The following is a 17,844-nucleotide window of genomic DNA, read 5'->3' on the forward strand; positions in this document are numbered from 1 at the left end:
ACCATGACGAAGGTAAAGAAAAAGCCCTGCTCCAGAGGGCAGGGCTTGTGTGTGGGAAGTCCGTTTGCCGGTCAGGCCAGCAGTGCCTGCGCAAATTCCTTGGCGCTGAAGGTTTCCAGGTCTTCGACTTTTTCACCCACGCCGATGAAGTACACGGGGATCGGGCGCTCTTGCGCAATGGCGGCCAGCACACCGCCCTTGGCCGTGCCATCGAGCTTGGTGACGATAAGGCCCGTCAGCTGCAGCGCATCATCAAAGGCGCGCACCTGGTTGAGGGCGTTCTGGCCGGTATTGCCATCGATGACCAGCAGCACCTGGTGCGGTGCGCTGCCATCGGCCTTGGTGACCACACGCTTGATCTTCTTGAGCTCTTCCATCAGGTGCAGCTGGGTGGGCAAGCGGCCGGCGGTATCGACCAGCACGACGTCCTTGCCCCGGGCCTTGCCAGCGGTGACGGCATCAAAACTGACGGCAGCCGGGTCGCCACCTTCCTGGCTGATGATCTCGACCGTGTTGCGGGTGGCCCAAACGCCCAGCTGCTCGCGCGCGGCAGCGCGGAAGGTGTCGGCTGCGGCCAGCAGCACACTTTGGCCGGCATCGGCCAGGTGCTTGGTCAGCTTGCCGATTGACGTGGTTTTGCCGGCGCCATTGACACCGGCTACCATGATGACTGTGGGGCTGTGCTCGCCGATGACCAGCGGTTTCTCCAGCGGTGCCAGCAAATCGGCCAGCGCGCTGGCCAGCAGGTCCTTGACCGCTGCCGGGTCCGTGGTCTTGCTGTCCTTGACGCGCTGCTTGAGGTCGTCCAGCAGATGCGTCGTCGCCTTGACACCGGTATCGGCCATCAGCAGCGCTTCTTCCAGCTCTTCGTAGAGCTGTTCATCGATCTTGGTGCCGGTAAAAACCGTGGCAATGCTGGAGCCGGTTTTGCGCAAACCGTTCTTCAAACGGCCCATCCAGCTGTCGCGGCTGCTGACAGGCTCGGGTGCTATAGTGATAGGAGCTACCGGCGCCTGTGGCGCCTGAACCGATGGGTTTTTTGCCGCGTTATCCACGGGCAGCGGCGCAGGGGCTGCGGCCTTGCCGCCCAGCCCCAGGCCACGCAACCAACCGGCCTTGGCAGGCTCGGCCACCACGGGGCTCGCGGGCTCGGCCGTCACCACAGCAGGTGCTGCTGGCGCGGGAGCTGGCGTGGGTGGTGCTGGCGTTGCCGGCAGCGGTGCCGGCGCTGGTCCCGCAGGCGGGAGCAGAGGTGCTGCGTCGGCAGCGGGAGATTTTTTCTTGAAAAAACTGAACATTGTGCGCTACGTAGAATCAGCCTATTTTATGAAACGTTCCACCATTTTGCTGGCCTTGATGGCCTCCCTGGGCGCTGGGGCTTCTTCAGCGCTGGCAGCATCGCCGGTTTCCAGCGCTGCCGTTGCCTCCAATTCTGCCGGTGCCCAGCAGTTCAAACTGTCCAATGGCATGGGCCTGATCGTACAGCCAGACAAGCGTGCGCCAACGGCGGTGCACATGGTTTGGGTGCGCGTGGGCTCGATGGACGAGGTCGATGGCCGCTCTGGCCTGGCCCATGCACTGGAGCACATGATGTTCAAGGGCACGGCCACCGTCGCGCCGGGCGATTTCTCGCGCAAGGTTGCCGCACTGGGCGGGCAGGACAATGCCTTCACCAACCGCGACTACACCGGTTACTACCAGCAGATCCCGTCCGGCAAGCTTGAAGACGTGATGCGCCTCGAATCGGACCGCTTTGCCAACAACCAGTGGCCTGACAGCGAGTTCAAGAAAGAGATCGAAGTCATCAAGGAAGAGCGCCGCATGCGCACCGATGACAACCCGCGCGCCAGCCTGATGGAGCAGCTCAATGCCGCGACCTGGCAGGCCTCGCCCTACCACCGGCCGGTGATTGGCTGGATGGGCGACCTCGACTCCATGCACCCCGATGATGCCCGCCAGTTCCACCAAGCCTGGTATGTGCCGGAGAACGCCGTGGTCGTGGTGGCTGGCGATGTGGATGTGGACAAGGTCCGCGCACTGGCCGAAAAATACTACGGCAGCATCCCCGCGCGTGCATTGCCCGAGCGCAAGCCCCGGCCCGAGCCGCTGCAAAAGGGCGAGCGCCGGCTGGACTACAAGGCGCCTGCCGAGCAGGCCTATGTGGTGATGAGCTTCAAGGTGCCCGACCTGCGCAATCTGGTGGAGCCTAAGGACAGCGACAAAGATGCCATGGCGCTGCTGATGCTGGGGTCTGTCCTCAGCGGCTATGACGGCGCACGTCTGGACCGCCAGCTGACCCAGGGCGCCAACCGCGTGGCCGATGCCACCTTCAGCGGCTCCAGCGTGGTCAACCGGGGGCCTTCGACCTTCTTGCTCGGCGGCGTGCCATCGCAAGGCAAAACTGCCAAGGATGTGGAGACCGCCTTGCGCGCCGAGGTCGCCCGAGTCGCCAAGGACGGTGTCGGCGAGGGAGAGCTGGAGCGGGTACGTACCCAATGGCAGGCCTCTACCGTGTATGAGCGCGACTCGGTCTTTGGCCAGGCCAATGACCTGGGCTCCAACTGGGCGCTGGGTTTGCCGTTGGATACCAATGACAAGCTGCTGAGCTTGATGAAGACGGTGACCGCCGCCCAGGTGCAGGCAGTGGCTGCGCGCTATTTTGGCGATGACCAGATGACGGTGGCCACCCTGGTGCCCCAGCCCTTGACCGATGCCGACCGCGCTGCGCAAAAGCGCAGTGGTGCGGCGGCCAAGGATGGCGCCGTGCACTGACGAAACGCCCAGGGACCGGTGCGGCAGTTGGCCCGCCGGTTCTGTATTGTTTTCACCAGGACCTGTCGCAATTGGCGCCAGGCCCTGGCTAGCAGAGATACCCATGCGAACCTCATTTTGCAAAACACTGGTCGGCGGCGTAGCAGCCTTGCTGGCCTCCCATTCGGCCTGGGCCTTGCTGCCCATTGAGCACTGGACACAGGACAGCGGCGCCCAGGTCTGGCTGGTCAACAGCCCCACCATTCCGATGGTGGATGTACAGCTGAACTTTGATGCCGGCAGCCGCCGCGACCCTGCCGCGCAAGCCGGTTTGGCCAACGCTGCGGCGCTGATGGCGTCCAAAGGCGTCAAAGCCCAAGCGGGCGCGCCTGCGCTCGATGAAAACGCCGTGGGCGAGGCCTGGGCGGACCTGGGTGCCAGCTTTGGCGCAAGCGCGAGCAGTGATGCGCTGACCTTCTCCCTGCGCTCTTTGACCGATGCCAGCCTGCTGGACCGTGCCGCCGATTTGGCTGCCCGCCAGATCACGCAGCCCAGCTATGACGATGCCGTCTGGCAGCGCGAGCGCGAACGCTGGAATGCCGCGATCAAGGAGGGAAACACCCGCCCGGCGGTGGTCGCAGGGCGTGCTTTCAACAAGGCGGTATTTGGCAGCCATCCCTACGGGCTGCGCACGACGGAAGAAACCCTGGCACAGATCAACCCGGGCCTGATGCAGCAGTACCTGGCCCGCTCGGTCGATGCCTGCCGCGCCAAGGTGACCTTGGTGGGCGCTTTGGACAAGGCCCAGGCGGATGCCCTCGTCAAGCGCCTGCTGGCCAAGATGCCTGCCACGCCCAAGGCGCAGTGCGCGGCGCCTGCTGAGGTGCCGCCAGTGCAGCCGCTGGCCAAGGCCGATGAGATCCAGATTGCTTTTGACTCCGCCCAGGCCCAGGTGCTGATGGGGCAGCCCGGTATTCGCCGTGCTGATCCGGATTTTCTGGCGGTGCTGGTGGGCAACCAGATTTTGGGTGGCGGCGGCTTTGCTTCGCGCCTGATGGAAGAGGTGCGCGAGAAGCGCGGCCTGGTCTATGGCGTGTATTCCGCCTTCAACCCCGGCCTGGATGCAGGCGCCTTCCAGATCGGCCTGCAAACCCGGCCTGACCAGGCGGCCGAGGCGCTCAAGGTGACCCGCGAGGTGCTGAGCGATTTCATCGCCAAAGGCCCCAGCGACAAAGAACTGCGCGATGCCAAGGACAACCTGATCGGCGGCTTTGCGCTGCGCGTGGACAGCAATGCCAAGCTGCTGGGCAATGTGACCAATATTGCCTGGAACGGCCTGCCGCTGGACTACCTGGACCACTGGACGGACCGGGTGGAGGCGCTCAGCGCGGACGATGTGCGCAAGGCCATGGCGCGCATGGTGCAGCCGGACAAACAAGTGACCGTAGTGTTGGGAGCAAAACCATAATGGGACGCAGTGCCATCAAAAGTGAAACAGCGCTGCGTGCGCTGGTGCAAAAAGCCGCAGCCGCTGCCGAGGCAGTGCCCGATGCAGCGACCGCCCGCAAGCGAGGCAATACTGGTAATACCAGCAATGCTGCCCGCGTGGCGGCATCGGCTGCCGGAGAGATCCGCATCATTGGCGGCCAGTGGCGCCGCACCAAGCTGGCGGTGCTGACCCGCCCCGACCTGCGGCCGACGCCAGACCGCGTGCGCGAGACCTTGTTCAACTGGCTGGGCCAGGACCTGGCCGGTTGGCGCTGCCTCGATGCCTTTGCCGGCACCGGCGTGCTGGGGCTGGAGGCGGCATCGCGCAACGCCACCCAGGTGCGCATGGTCGAGTCGGACGTGCAGCTGGCCGCGCAGATCAAGCAGCTGGCGCAGAAGCTGGGTGCCACCCAGGTGGAAGTGAGCCGGGGCGATGCGCTGGCGGCATTGCAGGCCTACCCTGCGCACTGGGACCTGATCTTTATCGACCCGCCGTTCTCCGGACAGTTGTTTGCGCCGGCGCTCAAAGCCGCACAGGCCGCGGTGACCGCGCAGGGCTTTATCTACCTGGAGGCGCCCGAGGCCTGGAGCGAAGAGGCGCTGGCCGAGCTGGGCCTGGTGAGCTACCGCTACCTGAAAGCGGGTGCCGTGCATGCGCATCTGCTGAAGAAGGCGGCGCCCGTAGAAGGCTGAACGGGAATGCCTGGGGGCTGGCGGTCCGCTGCCAGAAATGGTTTATGCTGCGCTGCAATGCGCCAAGCGGCTGGCGCAGCGAAGACGCTACGCAGGAGACATACATGACACTGGCCATCTACCCAGGCACCTTTGACCCCATGACCCTGGGCCACGAAGACGTGGTGCGCAGGGCCTACCAGCTGTTTGGCAACGTGATTGTGGCGGTGGCCGAGGGCCACCACAAAAAGACCATGTTCACGCTCAAGGAACGCATGGACATGGCACGTGAAGCCGTCAAGCACTATCCCAGCGTGCGGGTGGAGAGCTACTCCGGCCTGCTGCGTGATTTTGTCGTCGCACAGGGCGGCAATGCGATTGTGCGCGGCCTGCGCGCGGTCACCGACTTTGACTATGAGTTCCAGCTCGCCGGCATGAACCGCTCGCTGATGCCCGATGTGGAAGCGGTGTTCCTGACCCCCAGCACCCGCTACCAGTTCATCAGCAGCACCTTTGTGCGCGAGATTGCGATGCTGAGCGGCGAGGTCGACAAGTTTGTATCGCCCTACGTAGCGCAAGAATTGCAGCGCAAGGTGGTGGAGCGCAAAGCCCAGGAAAGCTGAGGCTCCATGGCGCGCCGCCTAGGCCAGGCGGGCGCCGGTGCCCGCTGGCGACAGCACCGTTGCCGGGTGGCTGTCCACATCATGGGGGCGCCGCACGATGTCATGCACATAGCGCAGTTTTTGCAAGGCCCCAGCCGATAGCGCAAAGGGGTAGGCATCTTGCTGCCCCAGGCTGCGGTTGAGGCTGTTGAGCAGCAAGGTCACCGGCACCCACTGGGCGACCATGTGTTCAAAGCTGGGTGGCGGCTGGATGAAGGGGTCGCCAATCCGTACGGAGGCCGCCTCGGCGCTGCCGGTCATCGTCAGGCCCGTGTGGTAGCTGGCAGCCGTCTCCAGCATATCCACCATGTGCAGGTAATGGGCCCAGGATTCGGCCCAGTCCTCCCAGGGATGGGCGCTGGCATAGGCGCTAACATGCTGCGCACTCCACTCGGTGTAGCCCGGTGGGTTGGCGTAGTAGACCTGCAGGGCATCAGGGTAGCTTTGGCGCTCATCGCCGAAGAGCTGGCGAAAGCTGTCGAGCTCGCCGCCATCACGCACCAGCTTGTCCCAGAAGAAATGGCCTGACTCATGGCGCAGATGTCCCAGCAAGGTGCGGTAAGGCTCATGCAGTGCCACGCGGCGGCGCACGCGCTCGTCGTCATCGGCTTCGGCGATATTGATGGTGATGAGACCGTTGGAATGCCCGGTCACCACGTGCTGATCGGGTACATCGGCCAGAAACTGGTAATGCGGGGTCCAGTCGGGCCGGTCAGGGTGCAGGCCCAGACGGGCAAAGGTGTAGTAGAGCCGCCGTTTCGCGCTTTCCAGCTTCTGCCAGCGCAGCATATTGCCCATGACGGAGAGGTCGGGCACCACCAGGGTCTGGCGGCAGGCGCTGCACAGGCTGTAGGGCTCATGCGCAGGTATCGCAAAGTTGCAGGCCTGGTACTGGTCGCGGTTGGCGCACATGCGGTAGTGCGGAGCGTTGGGCGCACTATGGGCGGTAACCCGCTGCCACGCTGCGGGCTGCATGTTGGGAGCCGAGGGAGTGTGAACGTCCAGGGTCCGCATCGCACCTACCTCTGCGCAATCGGGCAGGTACGCCAAGGTGGCGCCACAGTTCACACAGTGCACGCTCTCAAAAAAAACCAGGTGACCACATTGGTCGCAATGAAACAGGCGCATCGGACAAGCTTACCTCATCGACAAGGGATTGGCCATGTTTCGCCCCATACCGGGCCAGAGCCGCACGCCGGAAACAAAAAATGCCAGCTGGCTCGCACCAGCTGGCATTTCGGCAAGGGCCGATCGGTTCAGGCTTACTGCTTGACGATCAGGCTGTTGCGCACTTCGGTCACGCCCTTGACGCCGCGAGCGAGTTGACCAGCACGGTCCTTTTCCATTTGCGACTTGGCAAAACCGGACAACTGAACAATGCCGCCGTCCATGGTCTTCACGTTGATCGAGCTGGCCGAGGTTTCCTTGTCTTCAGCCAGCTTGGCCTTGACAGCGGTGGTCACAGCCGAGCCGTCGATGTATTCACCCACGGTTTCTTGCTTGCGTGCCACGGAGCAGCCGGTGGCCATCACGAGGGTTGCGCCAGCGAATGCAGCGATAGCAATAGTACGGGAGAGTTTCATTTTTGTTTCCTCGCAAAGTGTTGTTGGGGTGCTTGAAAATCGATCGGCATCTGCACCGCACTTATCCGTTATATGCCGATAGATACTTAAAAATCAGTCGCGACGGCGGGTTGCCATGATGACCAGGGTTGCCAGTGCGGCACCTGCGGCCATGGCGATGGCCATCGACTTGCCTGGTTGGTCAGAGACGTACTCATTGGCACGCTCTTGCGCACGGTAGAACTGCTCACGGGCTCGGTGCGACGAATCTGCCGCGATTCCGATGCCGCGCTCGGCCCAGTCCTGGGCGCGAGAGGCGATGTGGTCGATGGAGTGGTTCTTTTCATGGCCGTATTCATCGATGGCACGCTCTGCCTTTTGGGCTGCAGACTTCACCGCACGGCGGGTCTGGCTCACTGCCTTGTCTGCACCTTCGAGCACGTCGTTGGCGGTCTCTTCGACTTTGTCCACAGCGTCCTTGGCAATTTTTTCGGTATCCATGAAATAGCCTCTTTCTATGATGTTCAATGAAGATCTTGCAGTGTACGTTGACCTGCACCTGCGCTTTAAATGTAGCCTTTGGTGCGCACAGGTTCAAGCGATGGCAGGGTGGCTACTTTTTCAGTAGACCCATCAGGAACGATGCCACGGCCAGCACGATAAAAATCACAAACAAAATTTTGGCAATACCGACAGCGCTGGCCGCAATACCGCCAAAGCCGAAGACGGCTGCGATCAGTGCAATGACCAGGAAGACAACTGCGTAATGCAGCATATTTTTCTCCTCATGTTGTTTGCTGTGCAAGAAGGTGCGAGCAATGACTGCATTCTGGATGCTGCCTGCATGCAGGCTTGCCAGTAGGTGCGAAGAAGCGATGTAGGACGGTTCCCGCGATGTGGGGATCGGGCGCGGGCGGGGGGCTGTTGGGCATGCGCGTAACCAAGCGCAGCACCGGCCGTTGGGCGCGGTGCTGCGGATGCTTGGTCGGATGGATGAGGGCAGGCCGGACGCCGCCTGCACGCTCAGTTTTGTGGCAGGTTGGCCGAGATGGTGGTGCCTTGCTGTGGTGCAGAGGCGATGTGCAGCCGGCCGCCGCTGGCCTCGATGCGGTGGCGCATGCCGGCCAGGCCGTGCGAATTGGGATGCGCTTGGCTGGGGTCGAAACCGATGCCATCGTCGCGCACCTGCACGAACACATGCTTGGGATGGCTTTGCAGACTGATGAGCACATGGCCCGCCTGCGCGTATTTGCCGATGTTGGTGAGCGACTCCTGGATCAGGCGGTAGATGCTCAGCTGCATGGCTTCGGGCACATTGATCTGCTCAAGGCTCAACTCGACGGCCACATTGCTGCTCTCGGAGAACTCCTTGGCCAGGATCTCCAGCGAGGCCGTCAAGCCCAGGTTGGACAGCGACGAGGGCCGCAGGTTTTCAATGATGCTGCGCTTGAGGGCGATACCGCTGTTGAGGGTTTCGATCAGGTGCTTGATGCGCTCTTGCACATCGGGTGCGGTCATGTCGATCTTGGACTTGAGGCGCGCCACATCGAGCTTGGCCGTGGTGAGCAAGGCGCCCAGCTCATCGTGCAGCTCGCGCGCCAGGTGGGCACGCTCGTCCTCACGCACCTGCTGCAAGTGGGTGGCCAGCTCGCCCAGGGTGGCGGTGCGCTGGCGCACTTGTTTTTCCAGCTGGTCCCGCTCGTCCTCCAGCATGCGCTGCTCGCGCAGCATCAGGCCGGTGAGGCGGTTGGACTGGCGCAGGTAAAGGTAGAACGCCAGCAGGCCCACGATGCTGACCATCGCGATGCCCAGGCGTGCGAGGGTCAGCGATTTGAGAATCTCGGCCTCGTTGTGCATGCGCCTCTCATTGCTGTGGATCACCAGCTCATTGCTGAGCTTGCGCATGCTCTCCATCGTGGCTTTGGCTTCCGGGCTTTTGACCAGAAAGCGCCAGGCCTCTTCCAGGCCCTCGCGCCGCAGCGCAATGCTGGTGTCCATCTGGCTGAGGCGCTTGGCCACTTCGCGGCCGAGCATCGATGAGGTCTGCAGATCTTCCGGAAACACGCTGTAGATGGCGCGGAGCTCATCGACGGCATTGTTGGCATTGGTGCAGGCCTGCTGGTAGTCGGCCAGGTTGCTGTCTTCGCCGCTGAGCAGGTAGCCGCGTGCGTGGGTTTCTGCATCCACCAGCTGCTGCATCAGCTTGTCCAGGGTGGTGCGGGTCTGGTAGGTGACCGTGAGGTTCTGCAGCGAATCGTGCGAGCGGTAGTAACCAGCTTCGTTGATGCCAATCAGCACGGCAGCGGCCAAAAAGGCGGCTGGCAAACTGATGGCCCATTTGCGCAAGCGAGACCAACGCATGGAGCTTCCTTTTTTGATGGTTTTTGGTTTATGCGAGTGATAATAGTGCAAACTTTGGGCGGCGCCTGCGTGTGGCAGGTGCTGCAGTCTGCGCTGCATGAGGGGATATATGATTAAAGTTGGTATCGTCGATGACCACGCGATTGTGCGCTCGGGCCTCAAGCAATTTCTGGCCGAACATGTCGACCTGCGGGTGGTCGGGGAGGCGGCCAATGGCCGTGAAGCCATCGACCTGGTGCGCAAGGAAGAGATCGATGTGCTGATCATGGACCTGTCCATGCCGGGTCAAAGCGGGATCGATGCGCTGGCCATGCTGCGTGCCAAGGCGCCGGATATGGGTATATTGATCCTGAGCGGCTACCCCGAAGCGCATTACGCGATCAACCTGATCCGGCAAGGCGCCAGTGGCTACCTGAACAAGGAATGCGACCCCTCCGAGATCGTGGAGGCGCTGCGCACCATTTCGCTGGGCAAGCGTTACCTGACGCCAGCGGTCGCCGATCTGCTGGCGCAGCAGCTGCACCGCAAGGAAGACGCTCCGCCGCATGAGCAGCTGTCCGAACGCGAATTTCAGGTGTTTTTGAAGCTGGCCAAGGGCGAGACGGCAGGCAATATCGCCGACCAGCTGTCCTTGAGCGTCAAGACCGTGAGCACCTACCGCACGCGCTTGATGGAGAAAATGGGCCTGGCATCGAACAGCGACCTGACCTATTACGCGCTGAAAAACGGCTTGATTGATTGAGCGCATATGCCTTTGCAAAACAAGCGGCCTACCGGGGCCGCTTTTTTGTACCTGCCTGCAGGGCAACATGGTGGCGCTCACTGCAGCTGCGATGTGCGCTCCACACAGTAGTCAATCAGCGCATCAATGTCTTCGGACTTGTCAAACACCCGATTGGCGCCTAACTGTGCGCAGCGCTCGCGCATGCTGGGCGTGGCGTAGTTGCTGAGGATCACCAAGTGCTGGTGGGGCGCTCGCTCCTGCAGTTTTTCCAGCACTCCTAAGCCACTGCCTTCGAGCAGGAAAATATCGACCACGGCCAAATCCCAGTCGGTCGACGGATTGCTGAGCCAGGTAGCGGCGTCAGTTTCGGTGCTGGCATGCCCCACGGTCTCCACCTGTGCCAAATCTTCCAATGTGGCTATCAGGTTGTCGCGGATGGTCTTATTGTCTTCTACCAGATAGGTTTTCAAACGGCGATGCATATACGTCTACACGGGTGTGTCTTACCGTAACAATCATAGCAACAAGCCGAGCGCAAGCCATCGGTCTGAAAGGATGGCGTAAGTAGGACAAAGCCTTGTAGGTTTTATTTAAATCTATAAATTTATATAAATAATGAACTACAAGGCGGCATTGGCGGCATGCGTTTGGCCGCAGACCGGGCAAGCGGGGTTGCGGTTGATCCGCATCGTGCTCCACTCCATGTCCTTGAGCTCCAGCATCATCAACCGACCGTCGAGGCTGTGGCCAATGCCGGCGATGAGCTTGAGCGCTTCGGCCGCCTGCATGGTGCCGATGATGCCTACCAGTGGCGCGAACACGCCCATCGTGGAGCAGCTGGCTTCCTCGAACTGCTCGTCGGGTGAGAACAGGCAGGCGTAGCAGGCAGCACCATCTCGGCGCCTGTCAAACACGCTGATCTGGCCATCGAAACGGATGGCTGCACCGCTCACCAAAGGCTTGCGCTGCGCCACGCAGGCGGCATTGATGGCCTGGCGCGTGCGGTAGTTGTCGGTGCAGTCCAGCACCACGGTGGCGTCGGCCACCAGGGCCTGCAGGCGCTGTTCATCCACCCGCTCCTGCACGGTGCTGAGCTGGACATGCGGGTTGATGGCGAGCAGGCTGGCTGCGCAGGAGCTCACCTTGGGCTGTCCGACGCGTTCGGTGGTATGGGCAATCTGGCGCTGCAAATTGGTCAGGTCCACCGTGTCGTCATCGACCAGGCTGATGCGGCCTACGCCGGCGGATGCCAGGTACATCGCCGCCGGGCTGCCCAGGCCGCCAGCGCCAATCACCACCGCATGGGCAGCGAGGATGGCCTCCTGGCCTTCGATGCCGATCTCGTCCAGAAAGATATGGCGGGAGTAGCGCAGTAGTTGCTCGTCGTTCATGGGCCTATTGTCGGAAAAAACAAAGGCCGCAGCAGGAACTCTGCTTGCGGCCTCTGGATGCAGCCTCAAAAAGGCTGGGTGATGGGGCTTTACTTCTTGGGCTCGGTCGCGGGCGGCAGCTTGGTGTCGTCGGTGGTCGACTCTGCGGGCTTGTCGCTGGTACTGGTTTTTTCCTCGTCCTTTTTCTCGGCCGGGCGCTCGGTCTTGGTCTGGCTGACCTGCACGGGCTCACCCTTGAGCTGGTGCAGCGCTTGTTGCAGCTGGAAGTCCTTGTCCGAGCCGAACTCGGGAGGGCGGCGCTCCGAGGCGGGCTTCTTGCTCTCTTCGTCCAGGCGCTTCAATGCGGCTTCGCGGGCTTTCTCGCGGGCCTCGTCCTTGACCTCTGGGCCTTGGCCGCTGGACAAATGCTTTTCCAGATCCGCCTCGCGGGTGCGCAGTGCGGCAAACAAATCGCCTTCGGCCGATTCGTCCACCATGATGTCGGGCACGATGCCCTTGGCCTGGATCGACTTGCCGCTTGGCGTGTAATAACGCGCCGTGGTCAGCTTGATGCCGGTGTCCGGGCCCAGGGGACGCACGGTTTGCACGGAGCCCTTGCCAAAGGTCTGGGCGCCCATGATGGTGGCACGCTTGTGGTCCTGCAGCGCGCCGGAGACGATCTCGGAAGCCGATGCCGAGCCTTCGTTGACCAGCACGACCAGCGGAATGTTCTTGATGGCGGCAGGCAGCGAACGGATCGGGTCGCTGCCACGGCGGGCGTAGAACTCGGGCGAGGCACGGAAGATGGACTTGCTCTCGGCCAATTGGCCGTCGGTGGTCACCACGGTCACATTCGGCTGCAGGAACGCGGCCGAGATAGCCACGGCTGCATCCAGCAAACCGCCCGGATCATTGCGCAGATCCAGCACCAGGCCCTTCAGGTTCGGGTCCTGCTTGTACAGGTCTTCCACCTTGCGCACAAAGTCGTCGACCGTGCGTTCCTGGAACTGGGAGACGCGCACCCAACCGTAGCCTGGCTCGACCATCTTGGCCTTGACGGACTGGGTCTTGATCTCGGTGCGGGTGATGGTGACGGGGAAGCTGCGGCTCTCGTCCTTGCGCAGAATCGTCAGCACCACCTTGGTGTTGGGTTCGCCTCGCATGCGCTTGACGGCATCGTTGAGCGACAGCCCCTTGACTGCCGTGTCATCGATCTTGGTAATCAGGTCATTGGTCTTGAGGCCAGCCAGGTCAGCGGGCGAACCTTCGATCGGGGAGACGATGCGGATCAGCCCGTCCTCCTGGGTGATCTCGATGCCGACACCGACGAATTTGCCGCTGGTGCCTTCCTGAAACTCGCGGAAGGACTTCTTGTCGAAGTACTGCGAGTGGGGATCGAGGCCCGAGACCATGCCGGAGATGGCATCGGTGATGAGCTTTTTGTCATCGGCCGGCTCGACATAGTCGGTCTTGATCAGGCCGAACACTGCGGACAGCTGCTGGATTTCTTCCAGCGGCATGGGAGACATCACGCCCCTTGCGACCGTCTGCAAAGACACGGTAGTAAGGGCGCCGGCGACCACGCCCAGTGAAACCCAGCCTGCAATCTTCAATTTTTGGCCCATATGCTCACAACTTTCTATAGCGTGCCAATATACACCCAAGCGCCTGCGCTGGCGTAGGAGTGCCTCGGTTTCTGGCTGTTAAGACAAGTATTTACCTTCGGCAGCAAACAGCCGGCGCGTAGCCGGCTGCTTCGTTCAGACTCCGGCTGATGCCAGGGAGTTCCCGTTTTTTCTCAGACCGGCAGGCTGGGACTGCGTGCGGCCGGTCCTGGCAGCGCTGGTGGGCCTGCGCTTAGGCCTTGCCTTGCGAGGCCACGGCCGCAGCGGCCTTGGCAGCCGCTTCAGCATCACCCAGGTAGTAGTGGCGCAGGGGCTTCAGGTTGGCGTCCAGCTCATAGACCAGCGGGATACCATTGGGGATGTTCAGGTTCACGATGTCGCTGTCCGACACACCATCGAGGTACTTGACCAAGGCGCGGATCGAGTTGCCATGGGCAGCCACCACGACACGCTCGCCTTTTTGAATGGCGGGCGCAATCGCCTCGTTCCAGAACGGAATGACGCGGTCCACGGTGTCCTTGAGGCATTCGGTCAGCGGAACCTGGTCGGCAGCGCCGGCATAGCGGCGGTCGCCCTTTTCGCTGCGTGGGTCGCCTGACTCCAGCGCAGGTGGCGGCGTGTCGTAGCTGCGGCGCCATACCAGCACCTGCTCGTCGCCAAACTTCTTGGCGGTTTCCGCCTTGTTCAGGCCTTGCAGGGCGCCATAGTGGCGCTCGTTGAGCTGCCAGCACTTTTGCACTGGCAACCAGGTGCGGTCCATCTCGTCCAGGGTGTGCCACAGGGTGCGGATGGCGCGCTTGAGCACGCTGGTGAACGCCACATCAAAGTCATAGCCCTCTGCCTTGAGCAGCTGGCCGGCCTGCTTGGCTTGCGCCACGCCGGTATCCGTCAAGTCCACATCGGTCCAGCCGGTGAAGCGGTTTTCCAGGTTCCAGGTCGATTCACCGTGGCGAATCAGGACAAGCTTGTACATGCAATCCTCGTGCGATAGTCAGAAATCGGTGGGTGTTGCGGGCGGGCCGGGCGCTACAGGGCCGGGCGTGCGCTGCATTCACAATGGCGCCGATTGTAGAGGCAGGTCTAAATCCCACGGGTGCTGCACAGCTTGGCCATCGCAGCGCCGCGCGACGCTTGAAGCGCATCAAAGGCTTTTATCGTGCAGCGGCATGGTGGCCCTTTTAGAATGTGAGGCTGTTTGAGAATTTTTTGACAAGGGACTTGTGTGAACTTTCTGATCGACAACTGGTATCTGATCGTGCTGGTCATCGCCTCCGCCGTGATGCTGATGATGCCTGCAATGAAGAGCATGGGGGGCGGCACCTTGACGCCCGCCAATGCCGTGGCACTGATCAACCGTGAAAAGGGCGTGGTGGTGGATGTGTCCGATGCGCAGGAATTCGGCGCTGGCCACATCAGCAATGCCAAGAATGTGCCGTTTGACCAGTTGGAAGCGCAGCTGCCCAATGTCGTCAAAAACAAGGCCTTGCCGCTGATTCTGGTGTGCGCACAGGGCCAACGTTCGCAGCGCGCCGTGGCCGTAGCCAAGAAGCTGGGCTACACCAATGTGCAGGCGCTGGCCGGTGGCATGAAGGGCTGGCGCGCTGCCAGCATGCCCATCAAGAAGGCTTGATTTTTGGGATTTGAACCCCATGTGCTGGCTTTAGACACATCATTGACAGGCCTGCGCGCTTTGCGCGTGCGGGCCGCAGGACACTCTCATGCAAGCTGTAAAGATGTACACCACCGCTTACTGCCCTTATTGCACGCGTGCCAAGCAGGTGCTGCAATCCAAGGGCGTAGCGCAGATTGAAGAAATCCGGATCGACAGCGATCCGGCGCAACGTGCCGTGATGATGGAGTCCACTGGACGCCGTACCGTACCGCAGATCTTCATCGGCGACACCCACGTGGGCGGCTGCGATGACCTGATCGCGCTGGACCAGCGCGGTGGTCTGCTGCCTTTGCTCCAGTCCTGAGTTTCCCCTTTCTGCATGCCCCTTGACCTGGGGGTTGCTGCTTGGCGGCGCTGTCACTTTGCCATTGCATAATGGCAGGCTGCATGCGAGGGGCGCACACCGGGCGGCATCGCAGGCTCCATCCATTTCATTTTCTAGCGAAAGACAGACAACCATGGCGGATCAAGAAAATCCCGTGTTCCAAATTCAACGCGTGTACCTGAAGGACGCGTCGCTGGAACAACCCAACTCGCCAGCGATCCTGTTGGAGCAAACCCAGCCAAGCGTGGACATCCAGCTGGGCGTGGAAGCCACCCCCGTGGCCGATGGCATCTACGAAGTGGCCGTGACCGCCACCGTGCAGACGAAGATCGAAGACAAGACCGTTTTCCTGGTGGAAGCCAAGCAAGCCGGTATTTTCGAGATCCGTGGCATCCCTGAAGACCAGATGGGTGCTGTCATTGGCGTGGCTTGCCCACAGATCGTCTACCCTTACCTGCGCGGCAACGTGGCAGATATCGTGACCCGCGCTGGCTTCCCGCCTGTGCACCTGGCGGAAATCAACTTCCAGGCCATGTACGAACAGCAACAAGCCCAGGCCAATGGCGCTGGTGCAGGTGCCGCACTGGCCCAGTAATCGCCGCTGCTGCCAACGCAAGGGCCTTGCAGTCTCGGTTGCAAGGCCTTTGTTGTATCTGCCGGGGTATTGGTCGGGCGCAGCGACACTGTTTGAAAGCATCTAAGAGGGGTGGGTGGCTATGAAGATCTTGGTGATTGGTGCGGGTGCCTGGGGAACGGCTTTGGCCATGCATGCTGCTGCCCGCCATAGCGTGCAGCTGTGGGCGCGGGATGCGCAACAGGCCAGCCAGCTGCACACCAGCCGCGAGAACCAGCGCTATCTGCCAGGCATTCGTCTGCCCGATGCGCTAGAGGTGTGCAGCGGCGATCTGCAGCCTCTGGTGGCCCAAGCCGAGCTGATTGTGCTGGGCACGCCGATGGCGGCACTGCGCGGTGGTCTGACGATGTTGCGCGACTGCCAGGTGCCGGTGGCCTGGCTCAGCAAGGGTTTTGAAGCCGTGGCCCCCGATGCCCCCACCGGCAGCCATGGGCTGCTGGGCAATGAGGTCTGTGCCCAGGTGGCGCCCCATCTGCATGCCGGCATGCTGAGCGGCCCGAGCTTTGCGCAAGAGGTGGCCCAGCACCAACCCACCGCGTTGGTAGCGGCCAGCCGCCATGCCGATGTGCGCGATGCACTGGTGGCGGCCTTCCATGGCGACAACCTGCGCGTCTATGCCAATGACGATATCAGCGGTGTCGAAGTGGGTGGCGCCGTGAAGAATGTGCTGGCTATTGCCACCGGGCTCTGTGATGGCCTGAGCCTGGGCTTGAATGCCCGCGCGGCGCTGGTGACGCGCGGCCTGGCCGAGATGACGCGCCTGGGCGTGGCGCTCGGCGCGCAGACCGATACCTTCATGGGCCTGTCCGGCCTCGGTGATCTGGTGCTGACTGCCACCGGAGATCTGTCGCGCAACCGCAAGATCGGCCTATTGCTGGCCCAGGGCCAGAGCCTGGAGCAGGCGGTGCAGTCGCTCGGCCATGTGGCCGAAGGGGTGTACAGCGCCCGTACGGTGCTGCAGCGCGCCCAGAAGCTGGGCGTGGAGATGCCGATCACCGCTGCCGTCGTGGCCTTGCTGGGCGGCAGCATGTCGGCGCGTGATGTGGTGCAGGCGCTGATGGAGCGTGAACCGCGCGCCGAATAGGCGGCGCGCAGATCATCAGGATTTGGCCAGCAGGCCAATCAACGAAGGCAGCATGGCATCGCCGTGCTGCGCCTTGACCTGGTCCTGCAGGGTGCTCGCTGCAGCATCGGCGATGCGGCTGGCGGCCTGGGCGTCATGGGCCATGGTGCTGTAGTAGCTCAAATCCTTGGCGGCGTTGGAGATCGAGAACGCGATGCCCGAGGGGTCATCGGCCAGGATGTAGGACTGCAAACGGTCCAGCGCCACACCGGCGCCACCGCCTGCGGCCAGCACGCTGTGGAAGGCTTGCATGTCCATGCCCTGCTTGCGCGCGCAGGCGGTGGCCTCGGCCAGCAGGCTCATCTGGCCCACGGAGACAAAGTTGTGCAGCAGCTTCATGCGGTGGCCGTCGCCCAGCGCGCCCACATGGGTGACCTGGCTGGTGAAGGTGGCCAGCACCGGTTGCACCTGGGCCAGCACGGCCGCATCACCACCGACCAGCAAATTGAGCTGGCCGTCGTGGGCTTGCTTGGAGGTCTTGGTCATCGGTGCATCGATAAACTCCCCGCCTGCGGCTTGCACGGCCTGGGCCATGCGCAAGGTCGATGCAGGCACGGCCGTGGAGCAATCGATCACCACCGTGCCGGGGCGCAGCGCCGACAGCAGGCCTTGTTCGCCGGTCAGCACGGCCTCAACCTGGGGAGAACCCGTCACACAGAGGATGATCACATCGCAGTGGCTGGCCAGCTCGGCCGGGCTTTGGCAGGTGCGCGTGCCCAGGCTCAGCAGCTCGGTCAGCGGCTGGTTGCCAGGGTGCTCCAGCACATAGAGCTGGAAGCCTTTGGCCGCTACATTGCGGGCGATGCCGTGGCCCATCAGGCCGACCCCTATCAGGCCGACGACCGGCTGGGCTGTTTGCGATGGCATGGAAATCT

Annotated in this window: 20 protein-coding genes; 9 read left to right on the top strand and 11 right to left on the bottom strand. The window is 62.3% G+C overall.

The features are described 5' to 3' along the window. Window positions 1-71 precede the first annotated feature (71 nt). Entirely contained in the window at window positions 72-1,298 is a 1,227-nt protein-coding gene (ftsY, locus tag HS961_RS07365; RefSeq protein ID WP_182327087.1) for a signal recognition particle-docking protein FtsY, read from the bottom strand. A 28-nt stretch (window positions 1,299-1,326) separates the two neighbouring features. Here ftsY and HS961_RS07370 point away from each other — a divergent pair, with 28 nt between their 5' ends. The 4 genes from HS961_RS07370 (at window position 1,327) to coaD (ending at window position 5,534) form a co-directional block, all read left to right on the top strand. After that, window positions 1,327-2,772, top strand: coding sequence for a M16 family metallopeptidase (locus tag HS961_RS07370; RefSeq protein ID WP_182327088.1), 1,446 nt, complete (start codon window positions 1,327-1,329; stop codon window positions 2,770-2,772). Between the two features lie 103 nt (window positions 2,773-2,875). Beyond that, window positions 2,876-4,219, top strand: coding sequence for a M16 family metallopeptidase (locus HS961_RS07375; protein ID WP_182327089.1), 1,344 nt, complete (start codon window positions 2,876-2,878; stop codon window positions 4,217-4,219). Further along, entirely contained in the window at window positions 4,219-4,932 is a 714-nt protein-coding gene (gene rsmD, locus HS961_RS07380; RefSeq protein ID WP_182327090.1) for a 16S rRNA (guanine(966)-N(2))-methyltransferase RsmD, read from the top strand. Before HS961_RS07375 ends, rsmD begins: the two co-directional genes overlap by 1 nt. Before the next feature lie 104 nt (window positions 4,933-5,036). Further along, window positions 5,037-5,534: a pantetheine-phosphate adenylyltransferase gene (gene coaD, locus HS961_RS07385; protein WP_182327091.1), complete on the top strand. Its 498-nt coding sequence runs from the start codon at window positions 5,037-5,039 to the stop codon at window positions 5,532-5,534. An 18-nt stretch (window positions 5,535-5,552) separates the two neighbouring features. Here the strand turns inward: coaD and HS961_RS07390 are convergent, their stop codons facing one another. The 5 genes from HS961_RS07390 to HS961_RS07410 form a co-directional block, all read right to left on the bottom strand. Continuing rightward, on the bottom strand, window positions 5,553-6,701 hold the full coding sequence (locus HS961_RS07390) for a zinc-binding metallopeptidase family protein (RefSeq protein WP_182327092.1): 1,149 nt from the start codon (window positions 6,699-6,701) through the stop codon (window positions 5,553-5,555). 134 nt (window positions 6,702-6,835) lie between these two features. Beyond that, on the bottom strand, window positions 6,836-7,156 hold the full coding sequence (locus HS961_RS07395; protein ID WP_182327093.1) for a BON domain-containing protein: 321 nt from the start codon (window positions 7,154-7,156) through the stop codon (window positions 6,836-6,838). A 93-nt stretch (window positions 7,157-7,249) separates the two neighbouring features. Beyond that, window positions 7,250-7,636 (bottom strand): hypothetical protein, encoded by a 387-nt coding sequence (locus tag HS961_RS07400; protein WP_182327094.1) that lies wholly within the window; start codon window positions 7,634-7,636, stop codon window positions 7,250-7,252. A 112-nt stretch (window positions 7,637-7,748) separates the two neighbouring features. Next, complete coding sequence (locus tag HS961_RS07405) at window positions 7,749-7,910, bottom strand: DUF1328 domain-containing protein (RefSeq protein WP_021026244.1); 162 nt, start codon at window positions 7,908-7,910, stop codon at window positions 7,749-7,751. Window positions 7,911-8,158: 248 nt separating this feature from the next. Further along, complete coding sequence (locus tag HS961_RS07410; protein ID WP_182327095.1) at window positions 8,159-9,496, bottom strand: CHASE3 domain-containing protein; 1,338 nt, start codon at window positions 9,494-9,496, stop codon at window positions 8,159-8,161. A 109-nt stretch (window positions 9,497-9,605) separates the two neighbouring features. Between HS961_RS07410 and HS961_RS07415 the strand changes: the two genes are divergently transcribed. Continuing rightward, window positions 9,606-10,238, top strand: coding sequence for a response regulator transcription factor (locus tag HS961_RS07415; RefSeq protein ID WP_021026242.1), 633 nt, complete (start codon window positions 9,606-9,608; stop codon window positions 10,236-10,238). Between the two features lie 77 nt (window positions 10,239-10,315). On the opposite strand, the gene HS961_RS07420 is transcribed toward HS961_RS07415, so the two are convergent. The 4 genes from HS961_RS07420 to gpmA all read right to left on the bottom strand — a co-directional run bounded on the left by HS961_RS07420 (window position 10,316) and on the right by gpmA (window position 14,188). After that, on the bottom strand, window positions 10,316-10,702 hold the full coding sequence (locus HS961_RS07420) for a response regulator (RefSeq protein ID WP_182327096.1): 387 nt from the start codon (window positions 10,700-10,702) through the stop codon (window positions 10,316-10,318). Between the two features lie 138 nt (window positions 10,703-10,840). Then, window positions 10,841-11,611, bottom strand: coding sequence for a HesA/MoeB/ThiF family protein (locus tag HS961_RS07425; RefSeq protein ID WP_182327097.1), 771 nt, complete (start codon window positions 11,609-11,611; stop codon window positions 10,841-10,843). Between the two features lie 89 nt (window positions 11,612-11,700). Next, complete coding sequence (locus HS961_RS07430; protein ID WP_182327098.1) at window positions 11,701-13,215, bottom strand: S41 family peptidase; 1,515 nt, start codon at window positions 13,213-13,215, stop codon at window positions 11,701-11,703. 232 nt (window positions 13,216-13,447) lie between these two features. Beyond that, window positions 13,448-14,188: a 2,3-diphosphoglycerate-dependent phosphoglycerate mutase gene (gene gpmA, locus HS961_RS07435; protein WP_182327099.1), complete on the bottom strand. Its 741-nt coding sequence runs from the start codon at window positions 14,186-14,188 to the stop codon at window positions 13,448-13,450. A gap of 249 nt (window positions 14,189-14,437) precedes the next feature. Here gpmA and HS961_RS07440 point away from each other — a divergent pair, with 249 nt between their 5' ends. The 4 genes from HS961_RS07440 (at window position 14,438) to HS961_RS07455 (ending at window position 16,930) form a co-directional block, all read left to right on the top strand. Further along, a complete protein-coding gene (locus HS961_RS07440; RefSeq protein WP_182327100.1) occupies window positions 14,438-14,845 on the top strand; it encodes a rhodanese-like domain-containing protein in 408 nt (135 codons plus the stop codon). An 88-nt stretch (window positions 14,846-14,933) separates the two neighbouring features. Then, window positions 14,934-15,191, top strand: a complete 258-nt coding sequence (grxC, locus tag HS961_RS07445; RefSeq protein ID WP_182327101.1) for a glutaredoxin 3 — start codon at window positions 14,934-14,936, stop codon at window positions 15,189-15,191. 154 nt (window positions 15,192-15,345) lie between these two features. Next, window positions 15,346-15,807, top strand: a complete 462-nt coding sequence (gene secB / locus HS961_RS07450; RefSeq protein ID WP_182327102.1) for a protein-export chaperone SecB — start codon at window positions 15,346-15,348, stop codon at window positions 15,805-15,807. Window positions 15,808-15,928: 121 nt separating this feature from the next. Continuing rightward, window positions 15,929-16,930 (top strand): NAD(P)H-dependent glycerol-3-phosphate dehydrogenase, encoded by a 1,002-nt coding sequence (locus HS961_RS07455; protein ID WP_182328167.1) that lies wholly within the window; start codon window positions 15,929-15,931, stop codon window positions 16,928-16,930. A gap of 15 nt (window positions 16,931-16,945) precedes the next feature. Here the strand turns inward: HS961_RS07455 and HS961_RS07460 are convergent, their stop codons facing one another. Next, window positions 16,946-17,842: an NAD(P)-dependent oxidoreductase gene (locus HS961_RS07460; protein WP_272956300.1), complete on the bottom strand. Its 897-nt coding sequence runs from the start codon at window positions 17,840-17,842 to the stop codon at window positions 16,946-16,948. Window positions 17,843-17,844: the final 2 nt, after the last annotated feature.

This window comes from Comamonas piscis (assembly GCF_014109725.1).
Taxonomy (GTDB): Bacteria; Pseudomonadota; Gammaproteobacteria; order Burkholderiales; family Burkholderiaceae_C; genus Comamonas; species Comamonas piscis.

Bases quoted from the DNA above. Each gene is read 5' to 3' on its own strand.
- HS961_RS07390 (WP_182327092.1), bottom strand. From the start codon at position 6,701: ATGCGCCTGTTTCATTGCGACCAATGTGGTCACCTGGTTTTTTTTGAG.
- HS961_RS07375 (WP_182327089.1), top strand. From the start codon at position 2,876: ATGCGAACCTCATTTTGCAAAACACTGGTCGGCGGCGTAGCAGCCTTG.
- gpmA (WP_182327099.1), bottom strand. From the start codon at position 14,188: ATGTACAAGCTTGTCCTGATTCGCCACGGTGAATCGACCTGGAACCTG.
- HS961_RS07415 (WP_021026242.1), top strand. From the start codon at position 9,606: ATGATTAAAGTTGGTATCGTCGATGACCACGCGATTGTGCGCTCGGGC.
- HS961_RS07420 (WP_182327096.1), bottom strand. From the start codon at position 10,702: ATGCATCGCCGTTTGAAAACCTATCTGGTAGAAGACAATAAGACCATC.
- HS961_RS07425 (WP_182327097.1), bottom strand. From the start codon at position 11,611: ATGAACGACGAGCAACTACTGCGCTACTCCCGCCATATCTTTCTGGAC.
- HS961_RS07430 (WP_182327098.1), bottom strand. From the start codon at position 13,215: ATGGGCCAAAAATTGAAGATTGCAGGCTGGGTTTCACTGGGCGTGGTC.
- secB (WP_182327102.1), top strand. From the start codon at position 15,346: ATGGCGGATCAAGAAAATCCCGTGTTCCAAATTCAACGCGTGTACCTG.
- HS961_RS07395 (WP_182327093.1), bottom strand. From the start codon at position 7,156: ATGAAACTCTCCCGTACTATTGCTATCGCTGCATTCGCTGGCGCAACC.
- HS961_RS07410 (WP_182327095.1), bottom strand. From the start codon at position 9,496: ATGCGTTGGTCTCGCTTGCGCAAATGGGCCATCAGTTTGCCAGCCGCC.
- coaD (WP_182327091.1), top strand. From the start codon at position 5,037: ATGACACTGGCCATCTACCCAGGCACCTTTGACCCCATGACCCTGGGC.
- HS961_RS07370 (WP_182327088.1), top strand. From the start codon at position 1,327: ATGAAACGTTCCACCATTTTGCTGGCCTTGATGGCCTCCCTGGGCGCT.
- HS961_RS07400 (WP_182327094.1), bottom strand. From the start codon at position 7,636: ATGGATACCGAAAAAATTGCCAAGGACGCTGTGGACAAAGTCGAAGAG.
- HS961_RS07455 (WP_182328167.1), top strand. From the start codon at position 15,929: ATGAAGATCTTGGTGATTGGTGCGGGTGCCTGGGGAACGGCTTTGGCC.
- ftsY (WP_182327087.1), bottom strand. From the start codon at position 1,298: ATGTTCAGTTTTTTCAAGAAAAAATCTCCCGCTGCCGACGCAGCACCT.
- rsmD (WP_182327090.1), top strand. From the start codon at position 4,219: ATGGGACGCAGTGCCATCAAAAGTGAAACAGCGCTGCGTGCGCTGGTG.
- grxC (WP_182327101.1), top strand. From the start codon at position 14,934: ATGCAAGCTGTAAAGATGTACACCACCGCTTACTGCCCTTATTGCACG.
- HS961_RS07405 (WP_021026244.1), bottom strand. From the start codon at position 7,910: ATGCTGCATTACGCAGTTGTCTTCCTGGTCATTGCACTGATCGCAGCC.